Source organism: Leisingera coralii (genome assembly GCF_049056525.1).
In the GTDB taxonomy this organism is placed as follows: domain Bacteria; phylum Pseudomonadota; class Alphaproteobacteria; order Rhodobacterales; family Rhodobacteraceae; genus Leisingera; species Leisingera coralii.
In genome coordinates, this window is sequence record NZ_JBHUPT010000070.1 from 1 (window position 1) to 9,417 (window position 9,417).

Consider the following 9,417-nt stretch of genomic DNA (forward strand, 5'->3'; position numbering starts at 1 on the left):
GCGCGAGGATGCCAAGCGCGTCTGCATCATCGGCGCAGGAGTGCAGGCGAAGATGCAGCTGAAGGCGCTGACCCTGGTGCGCGGCATCCAAAGCGCCGTCATTTGGGCGCGGGACAGCGCCAAAGCAGAGGCCGCCGCGGCCAGCCTGCGCAGCGAGCTGGGAATTGATGTCACCGCTGCTACAGACATCGCGCAGGCGGTTGCCGGGGCCGATATAGTGGTCACCACAACTCCGGCCGCCGACCCCGTGATCAAAGCCGACTGGCTGCAGCCGGGGCAATTGATCATCGCCATGGGCTCGGACCAGGAGCACAAATGCGAGCTGGAGCCCGCCTGTCTGGCCAAGGCGGACCTCTATGTGCCCGACAGCCAGGCGCAATGCGCCGTCAAGGGCGAGCTGCGCAGCGCCATCGCCGCGGGGCTGATCGCCGAGGACCAGAGCTTCACTGAACTGGGCGGGATCACCGCAGGCCAGGCCGCCGGACGCCAGTCGGACAGTGATCTGATCATTGCCGACCTGACCGGCACCGGTGTGCAGGACACCGCCATCGCAACCCTTGCAGGTTCCCGCGCTGCCGCGGCGGGTGCCGGCACCACTTTCACCAGCTGATCAACCAGGAACCACGCATATGGCAGACCCCAAGCTGTATTTCTCCCGCGCTGAATATCAGGCGCGTCTGGACAAGACCCGCACCGAAATGTCCCGCCGCGGGCTCGATCTTCTGATCGTCACCGATCCCTCAAACATGAACTGGCTGACCGGCTATGACGGCTGGTCCTTCTATGTGCATCAATGCGTTGTTGTCGGCCTCGAGGGCGAGCCGGTCTGGTACGGGCGCGGCCAGGACGCCAATGGCGCTTTGCGCACCTGCTGGATGGAGCCTGCAAACATCATCGGCTATCCGGATCACTACGTGCAGTCGACCGAGCGCCACCCGATGGATTACCTGTCGGCGCAGCTGAAGGACCGCGGGCTGGACGGCGGCGTGATTGGCGTCGAGATGGACAATTACTATTTCACCGCCGCGGCCTATGCCTCCTTGCAGGCGCATCTGCCGAATGCGCGCTTTGGTGATGCAAACGCGCTGGTGAACTGGCAGCGGGCGGTGAAATCCGAGGCTGAACTCACCTACATGCGGCAGGCGGGCAAGATCGTGGAGCGGATGCACCAGCGGATCTTCGAACGTGTCGAGCCGGGGATGCGCAAATGCGATCTGGTGGCCGAGATCTATGACGCGGGGCTGCGCTATGATGCGGAGCTTGGCTTTGGCGGCGACTACCCGGCGATTGTGCCGCTGCTGCCGTCCGGTTCTGACGCCGCCGCGCCGCATCTGACCTGGGACGACCTGCCCATGAAATCCGGCGAGGGCACGTTTTTCGAGATTGCAGGCGTGGTGCACCGCTACCATTGCCCGCTGTCGCGCACCGTGTTCCTGGGCAAGCCGACGCAGACCTTCCTGGATGCGGAGAAGGCGGTGCTGGAGGGGATGGAGGCCGGGCTGGAAGTCGCCAAGGCCGGCAACACCTGCGAGGACATCGCCAAGGCGTTTTTCAAGGTGCTGAAGAAATATGGCATCGAGAAGGACAACCGCACCGGCTATCCGATCGGCGTTTCCTACCCGCCGGACTGGGGCGAGCGCACCATGTCGCTCCGGGCGGGTGACACCACGGTGCTGCAGGAAAACATGACCTTCCACTTCATGACCGGTCTGTGGATGGAGGACTGGGGGTTTGAGATTACCGAAAGCATCTGCATCGGGGCGAACGGGCCGGAGTGCCTGTCCGATGTGCCGCGCAAGATGTTCGTGAAGGACTGAGCCATGAAGCCAAATCCGATTTCCCCCACCATCCCGCTGGACCGGGACGGGGTGCACCATGGATTCCTGAAGCTGCCCTACAGCCGCGATGACTCGGCCTGGGGGTCGGTGATGATCCCGCTGACGGTGATCCAGAACGGCGCGGGGCCGACTGCGCTGCTCACAGGGGCCAATCACGGCGATGAATACGAAGGCCCGATTGCGCTGCATGAGCTGGCCGCCACCACGAAGGCCGAGGATGTGACGGGGCGGCTGATCATCGTGCCGGCCTTCAACTACCCGGCGTTCCGGGCGGGCACCCGCACCTCACCCATCGACAAGGGCAACCTGAACCGCTCGTTTCCGGGCCGCCCAGACGGCACCGTGACTGAGAAGATTGCCGACTACTTCCAGCGCACATTGCTGCCGATGGCGGATCTGGCGGTGGATTTCCATTCCGGCGGCAAGACGCTGGATTTCGTGCCCTTCGCCGCCGCGCATATTCTGGAGGACAAACCCACGCAGGAGGCGTGTTTTGCCGCGATGAAGGCGTTCAACGCGCCCTATTCGGTGGAACTGTTGGAGATCGACAGCGCGGGCATGTATGACACTGCGGTCGAGCAGATGGGCAAGGTGCTCGTCACCACCGAACTTGGCGGCGGCGGGTCATCCTCTGCGCGCAGCAATGCGATTGCCAAGAAGGGGCTGCGCAATGTGCTGATCCATGCGGGCATCCTGCACGGGCAGATGCAGATGGACGAAACCATCCGCCTCTCGATGCCGGACGATGACTGTTTCCTGTTCAGCGAGGGCGACGGGCTGTTTGAGATCATGGCCGATCTGGGCGCACCGGTGGCCAAGGGCGACCTGCTGGCGCGGGTCTGGCCGCTGGACCGCACCGGCCAGCCGCCGGTGGAATACCGCGCCCGGCGCGCGGGGCTGGTGATCAGCCGCCATTTTCCCGGGCTGATCAAATCCGGCGACTGCGTGGCGGTTGTCGGCGTCACCGGCGGCTGATAGGCGGAATGTATGCAACTGGACCAGCGCGACCTCGACATTCTGCGCGTGCTCTCGACCGAGGGGCGCATCACCAAGGCCGCGCTGGCCGACCGGATTGGCCTGTCGCCGACGCCCTGCTGGGACCGGCTGAAAAAGCTGGAGCAGGCGGGGCTGATCGAGGGCTATGGCGCCCGCATCAACCTGCGCAAGCTGGCGCCGCATGTGACGGTGTTTGTCGCGGCAGAGATTGCCGACCACACCGCCGCCAGCTTCCGCGCCTTTGAGGCGGCGATGCAGCGTTATGACGAGGTCATCGCCTGCTGGGCGCTGGGGGGCGGGTTCGACTACCTGTTGCAGATCGTCACCCGCGACATCGATGCCTATCAGCGGCTGATCGACGAGATGCTGGACGCCCGCATCGGCCTGTCGCGCTATTTCACCTATGTGGTGACCAAGCCGGTGAAGGGCGCGGGCGCGCCGCCTTTGGATATACTGCTGGGGCAGGGCTGACCTCGCCTGCCGGGGCACCGGATGGCAGTTGTTTCTTCTGCAGAGCCTCTGAACTTCAGTCACATCCTCTGTTCCAGTCCGGCACATTCCTCTGCAAGACATGAGGAGGACAATCATGACAGAGACCGCTCTCTCTGCCCGTGCGGACATTGCCGACAAGGCGCTGGTGCGCTCATTTTCCTATATCGGTGGTAAGTGGCGTGCTGCGGGGAATGGCGAGACCTTTCCGGTCTGCGACCCCGCCGATGGCGCCGAACTGGGCCATGTGGCGAGCCTTTCGGCAGAGGAATCCTCTGCCGCGGTGGATGCGGCGCAGGCGGCATTTCCCGGTTGGGCAGGGCTGCTGCCGCAACAGCGCGCGGCCATCCTGCGGCGCTGGTATGCGCTGCAGCTGGAGCACAAGGAAGACCTCGCCCGGATCATGGTGCTGGAACAGGGCAAGCCATTGTCGGAGGCGCGCGGCGAGATTGATTACGGCGCGGCCTTTGTGGAGTTCTATGCCGAGGAGGCAAAGCGCCCCAATATCGAGGGCGTCACCAGCCACCTGCCGGACGCCGAAGTGGAGCTGTGGCGCGAGCCGGTGGGGGTGGCGGCGCTGATCACGCCGTGGAACTTCCCCTCGGCGATGCTGACCCGCAAGGCGGCGGCTGCGCTGGCGGCGGGCTGCACCGTGGTGGCGCATCCGTCGGGTGAGACGCCGTTCAGCGCGCTGGCGCTGGCGGAGCTGGCAGAGCGCGCGGGCTTTCCGCCGGGAGTGTTCAACGTGGTGACGGGCAAGGCCTCCACCGTGGTGGAGCCCTGGACGGCCGACCCGCGGGTGCGGGCGCTGTCCTTCACCGGCTCCACCAATATCGGCAAGCTTTTGTACCGCCAGTCCGCCGATACCGTGAAGCACCTGGTGATGGAGCTGGGCGGCCATGCGCCGGTGATCGTGTTTGCGGACTGCGATATGGACAAGGCGGTGGCGGAGGCGATCAAGGCGAAATTCGCCACCTCCGGGCAGGATTGCCTGGGCGCCAACCGGATCTTTGTGGAGCGGTCCGTCTATGCGGAGTTCTGCGCCAGGTTTGCCGCAGCCGCCAGGGCACTGACCATCGGCAGGGGCATGGAGGACTGCGACCTAGGTCCCCTGATGAATGAAAAGGCGGTGCAGAAGCAGGAGGAGCATGTGGCCGATGCGCTGGCCAAGGGTGCAACGCTGGCCTGCGGCGGCAAAAGGCACCATTTGGGTCCTCTGTTTTTTGAACCCACGGTACTGACAGATGTGCCCGCGGATGCGCTGATTATGCGTGAGGAAACCTTTGGCCCGGTCGCACCCGTAGCGCCTTTTGACAGCGAGGGAGAGGTGGTGGCGCGTGCCAATGACAGCGAATACGGGCTGGTGGCCTATGTCCACAGCCAGGATCCGCGCCGCATCTACCGGCTGAGCCGGGCGTTGCAATACGGTATGGTGGCGGTGAACCGCACCAAGGTGACCGGCGCGCCGATCCCGTTCGGCGGCACCAAGCAGTCCGGCCTGGGCCGCGAGGGCGCAAGGCTGGGCATGGAGGAATTCACAGAGGTCAAATACGTCTGCCGCGATTGGGCGTGACGAACAAAAATCTTCGAAGATTTTTGCCAAGAATTTTAAAGAGTTCTTGGCCACAGAACGCAAACGGAAGGAATATGCAATGCTGAAGAACGACCAGCTTGACCAGTGGGACCGCGAGAACTTCTTTCATCCCTCGACCCATCTGGCCCAGCACGCCCGCGGCGAAAGCCCGAACCGGGTGATCAAGACCGCCTCCGGCGTGTTCATAGAGGACCGCGACGGCAACAAGCTGCTGGACGCCTTTGCCGGGCTTTACTGCGTGAACGTGGGCTATGGCCGCCAGGAGATCGCCAAAGCCATCGCCGATCAGGCGCGGGAGCTGGCCTATTTCCATTCCTATGTGGGCCATGGCACCGAGGCGTCGATCACGCTGGCCAAGATGATCCTGGACCGGGCACCGAAAAACATGTCCAAAGTCTATTTCGGCCTCGGCGGCTCTGACGCGAATGAGACCAACGTCAAGCTTATCTGGTATTACAACAACATCCTGGGGCGGCCGGAGAAGAAAAAGATCATCTCCCGCTGGCGCGGCTATCACGGGTCGGGGCTGGTCACCGGATCGCTGACGGGGCTGGAGTTGTTCCACAAGAAGTTCGATCTGCCGGTGAAGCAGGTGATCCACACCGAGGCGCCCTATTACTACCGCCGCAAGGACCTGGACCAGAGCGAGGAGCAGTTCGTGGCCCATTGCGTCGCCGAACTGGAAGCGTTGATCGAGCGCGAGGGCGCGGACACCATCGCGGCCTTCATCGGCGAGCCGGTGCTGGGCACCGGCGGCATCGTGCCGCCGCCTGCGGGGTATTGGGAAGCGATCCAGGCGATTTTGAAGAAGCACGACATCCTGCTGGTTGCGGATGAGGTTGTGACCGGTTTCGGGCGTCTTGGCTCCATGTTCGGTTCGGACCATTACGGGATCGAGGCGGATGTCATCACCATTGCCAAGGGGCTGACTTCGGCCTATGCGCCGCTTTCCGGCTCCATCGTCTCAGACAAGGTGTGGAAGGTGCTGGAGCAGGGCACGGATGAAAACGGCCCGATTGGCCACGGCTGGACCTATTCGGCGCACCCGATCGGGGCGGCGGCGGGGGTGGCGAACCTCAAGCTGATTGATGAGCTGAACCTGGTGCAGAACGCTGGCGAGGTGGGTGCCTATCTGAACGCCACCATGGCAGAGGCGCTGTCGGGCCACGCCCATGTGGGCGATGTGCGCGGCGAGGGGATGCTTTGTGCGGTGGAGTTTGTGCAGGACAAGGACAGCCGCACCTTCTTTGATGCCGCCGACAAGATCGGGCCGCAGATCTCGGCGAAGCTCTTGGAGCAGGACAAGGTGATTGCCCGCGCCATGCCGCAGGGCGATATCCTGGGCTTTGCACCGCCATTCTGCCTGACGCGGGCCGAGGCCGATCAGGTGGTCGCAGCCACCGTGCGGGCAGTCGAGGCCGTGCTGGGCTGACCCGGCCGCGACAGTGCTGCGCCCTGGCCTGAGCCGGGGCGCGGATCAGCTGCCGATCAGGCGGGCGCTGGTGTCCTCTGCCGTGTCGCCCCCGGCCATGCGGGCAAAGGCCTGGCGCCAGCCCTCGGCCAGTTCGGGCAATTGTGCCAGCGCCGCGGCCTTTTGCGGGCTGGCCTTGCGGCTGAGGCGGAGACGGGTGACGCGTTCGACGCTCCAGTCCGGGTGCAGGCGCTCAATCAGGGAGATGGTACTGCCGGCCTCCGCTTGGCCCGGCTCCAGCACCCGGTAGTACCAGCCGGTGCGGCCGGTTTTCTGAAACAGATAGGCCATTTTGGGGTTGCCGGTGTGCTGGCTGACCTTCCAGCAGGGCTGGCGGCCCTGGCTGATCTGCACCACCGCCGTGCCCAGCCGCAGGATGTCGCCGATGCAGAGATTGGTTTCGGTCATCCCCAGCGCCGTGATTTTGCGGGTCGGCCTGGGCGTCGCCGGTGAAGCCCAGCTCAGTGATCTGCTGCGGGCCATCCGCGCGGGTCTTGGCAATGGCCGATGGCGGGCGGCCGGGCCAGCGCGCGGCAACGGATCCGAGGAACAGCCCGGTGATGCGGGACGCGGGGGTCATGCGGGAACCTGCTCGTGGCAAATCTTGGTCGTGTCTTCGGGCGACAGCGGCTCCGCCAGCAGACGGCAGAAGCCGCCCGGCCCGTCCGCCGAGAAATGCTTGCAGGCGCGGCAGACACCGAATGGCTGGCCGCCGTTTTGCGCGATCATGCGGCCGAGGATCTGCTCCAGCGCCGCCTGCAGTGCGGTCCGGTCCGCTGGGGGCAGGGCCGCGGCTGCATCGGCCAGGGCGCGGGGCAGGGCGGTGGCCTGTTCGCCCTTGGCGGTCAGGGCAAAGCGGATCACCCGCTTGTCGGTATCGGAGCGCTCCTCCTCGACATACCCCTTTTGCGCCAGCGCCTTGAGCGTTTGCGAGATAGTGCCGCGGGTGCTGCCGAGATAGGCTGCCACATGCGACGGGCTGCGCGAGAACCGGTTGGCGCGAGAGAGGTAATCCAGGGCGGCCCGCTGCGCCGGGTTCAGCTCTGCCGCCCAGCTTTCGCCAGCGTCCAGGCGGGCGAGGCGGCTGATCAGTTCGGTTATGCGGGCGGTCTGTTCCATGCGCAATAGATAGCGAGTCGAAATGAATTGCGCAAGCAAGCCGATGCCGCACCGGCCTGGCGGGCCTGCCGGAAGGGTTGAGGCAAATCATTTTCGCGCCGCTGTCCCGTGTGGCAGAATGCGCGGTGAGAGGAGGGTGGCTGTGGCGGATCCCGTCTTTACCATGAAAGGCGTGACCAAGGTCTATGACACTGGCGGCGCCAAGGTGCATGCGCTGGCGGGTGTCGATCTGGAACTGCCCGGCGGTGAGCTGGCAGTGCTGCTTGGCCCCTCCGGCAGCGGCAAGTCGACGCTGCTGAACATCCTGGGCGGGCTGGACCATGTGACGGATGGCCGGGTCTGGTTCCGCGATCTGGAGCTGACGGCGATGCGGGACCGGGAGCTGACCCGCTACCGGCGCGATCATGTCGGCTTCATCTTTCAGTTCTACAACCTGGTGCCGAGCCTGACCGCGCGCGAGAACGTGCAGCTGGTGACCGATGTGGCGCGCGACCCAATGCCTGCCGCCGAAGCGCTGGCGCTGGTGGGGCTGGGCCACCGGATGGACCACTTCCCGGCGGAGATGTCGGGCGGCGAGCAGCAGCGGGTGGCGATTGCCCGCGCCATTGCCAAGCGCCCGGGGGTGCTGCTGTGCGATGAGCCGACCGGCGCGCTGGACAGCAAGACCGGCATCCAGGTGCTGGAGGCGCTGCATCAGATCAACCGCGATTTCGGCACCGCAACGGTGGTGATCACCCATAATGCCGACATCCAGAAGATCGCGCACCGGGTGATCTTCTTTCAGGACGGGCGGATCAGCCGCATCCAGGAAAACACCGAGCGGCTGGCGCCCGCAGACATCAGCTGGTGAGCCATGCAGGCGCTGGACCGGAAACTTCTGAGGGATTTCAAACGGCTCTGGGTGCAGGCGCTGGCGATTGCGATGGTGCTGGCTTGCGGGGTTTCGATCCTGCTGACGGCGGTGGGCATGTATCAGGCGCTGCAGGGCACGCAGGAGGCCTATTACGGGCGCAACCGGTTTGCCGATGTCTTTGCCTCCGCGCGGCGGGCGCCTGTCAGCCTGCTGCCAGAGATTGCCGCGGTGGAGGGGGTGCTGGCGCTGGAGGCGCGGGTCAGCGGCTATGCCAACCTCGACATGCCGGGGCGGGCCAAGGGCGCGGTGGGGCGCATCTTGTCGCTGCCGGAGAGCGGCCCGCCGCAGCTGAACCTGCCGGTGCTGCGCAGCGGGCACTGGCCGCAGCTGCCGGGGGAGGTTGCGGTGAACGCGCCCTTTGCGCTGGCCAACGGGCTGGTGCCGGGGGACCGGTTCCTGGCCACTCTTGATGGCCGCCAGCGGCAGCTGACGGTGACCGGCACTGCGCTGTCACCAGAATTCATCTATACGCTGGGGCCCGGCGCGCTGATGCCCGACAACCTGTCCTTTGGCGTCCTGTGGATGCTGCGGGAGGAGGCGGAGGCCGCCTATGACATGGCGGGTGCCTTCAACGACCTGACACTGAAGACCGCGCGCGGGGTGCAGGAGGAGGAGGTGATCGCGCGGCTGGATCAGCTGCTGGAACCTTATGGCGGTCAGGGGGCGGTGGGGCGGGCGCAGCACAGCTCGCACGCGATTGTCGATGCGGAGATCAGCCAGATGAAGGGCACCGCGATGGTGCTGCCGCCGATCTTCTTTGGTATCTCGGCCTTTCTGGTCAGCATGGTGATGGGCCGGATCGTGGCGCTGGAGCGCAGCGAGATCGGCCTGTTGAAGGCGGTGGGTTATTCCGATGCGGAGGTTTGCCTGCATTACCTGATGCTGGCAGCGCTGGTGGCGCTGGCGGGGATCGCGATCGGCTGGGCGGCGGGCACTTGGCTGGCGCAGCTGCTGGCCCGCCAGTATGCCCGCTTCTTCGACTTTCCCTTCCTGATCT

Annotated in this window: 9 protein-coding genes and 1 pseudogene; 8 read left to right on the forward strand and 2 right to left on the reverse strand. The window is 65.2% G+C overall.

Annotated features, from left to right (window positions below):
- From ACFMBG_RS20110 to ACFMBG_RS20135, 6 genes and pseudogenes are all read left to right on the forward strand, one after another.
- Positions 1-610: pseudogene (locus ACFMBG_RS20110) on the forward strand (ornithine cyclodeaminase family protein); the annotation flags it as partial.
- A 19-nt stretch (positions 611-629) separates the two neighbouring features.
- Entirely contained in the window at positions 630-1,817 is a 1,188-nt protein-coding gene (doeA, locus tag ACFMBG_RS20115) for an ectoine hydrolase DoeA (protein ID WP_421056460.1), read from the forward strand.
- Positions 1,818-1,820: 3 nt separating this feature from the next.
- Positions 1,821-2,813 (forward strand): N(2)-acetyl-L-2,4-diaminobutanoate deacetylase DoeB, encoded by a 993-nt coding sequence (gene doeB / locus ACFMBG_RS20120; protein ID WP_421056461.1) that lies wholly within the window; start codon positions 1,821-1,823, stop codon positions 2,811-2,813.
- A gap of 12 nt (positions 2,814-2,825) precedes the next feature.
- The gene (locus tag ACFMBG_RS20125; RefSeq protein ID WP_421056462.1) at positions 2,826-3,305 is read left to right on the forward strand and encodes an Lrp/AsnC family transcriptional regulator; all 480 of its coding nucleotides are present in this window, start codon (positions 2,826-2,828) and stop codon (positions 3,303-3,305) included.
- A 115-nt stretch (positions 3,306-3,420) separates the two neighbouring features.
- Positions 3,421-4,896, forward strand: coding sequence for an NAD-dependent succinate-semialdehyde dehydrogenase (locus ACFMBG_RS20130; protein WP_421056463.1), 1,476 nt, complete (start codon positions 3,421-3,423; stop codon positions 4,894-4,896).
- Positions 4,897-4,975: 79 nt separating this feature from the next.
- Positions 4,976-6,349 (forward strand): aspartate aminotransferase family protein, encoded by a 1,374-nt coding sequence (locus ACFMBG_RS20135; RefSeq protein ID WP_421056464.1) that lies wholly within the window; start codon positions 4,976-4,978, stop codon positions 6,347-6,349.
- A gap of 45 nt (positions 6,350-6,394) precedes the next feature.
- On the opposite strand, the gene ACFMBG_RS20140 is transcribed toward ACFMBG_RS20135, so the two are convergent.
- The gene (locus ACFMBG_RS20140) at positions 6,395-6,796 is read right to left on the reverse strand and encodes an MOSC domain-containing protein (RefSeq protein WP_421056465.1); all 402 of its coding nucleotides are present in this window, start codon (positions 6,794-6,796) and stop codon (positions 6,395-6,397) included.
- 168 nt (positions 6,797-6,964) lie between these two features.
- Positions 6,965-7,507, reverse strand: a complete 543-nt coding sequence (locus tag ACFMBG_RS20145; RefSeq protein ID WP_421056466.1) for a MarR family winged helix-turn-helix transcriptional regulator — start codon at positions 7,505-7,507, stop codon at positions 6,965-6,967.
- Between the two features lie 142 nt (positions 7,508-7,649).
- Between ACFMBG_RS20145 and ACFMBG_RS20150 the strand changes: the two genes are divergently transcribed.
- Both ACFMBG_RS20150 and ACFMBG_RS20155 read left to right on the forward strand, forming a co-directional pair.
- Positions 7,650-8,357, forward strand: a complete 708-nt coding sequence (locus ACFMBG_RS20150) for an ABC transporter ATP-binding protein (RefSeq protein WP_421056467.1) — start codon at positions 7,650-7,652, stop codon at positions 8,355-8,357.
- Positions 8,358-8,360: 3 nt separating this feature from the next.
- On the forward strand, positions 8,361-9,417 hold a 1,057-nt coding region (locus ACFMBG_RS20155; RefSeq protein ID WP_421056468.1), incomplete at its 3' end, for an ABC transporter permease.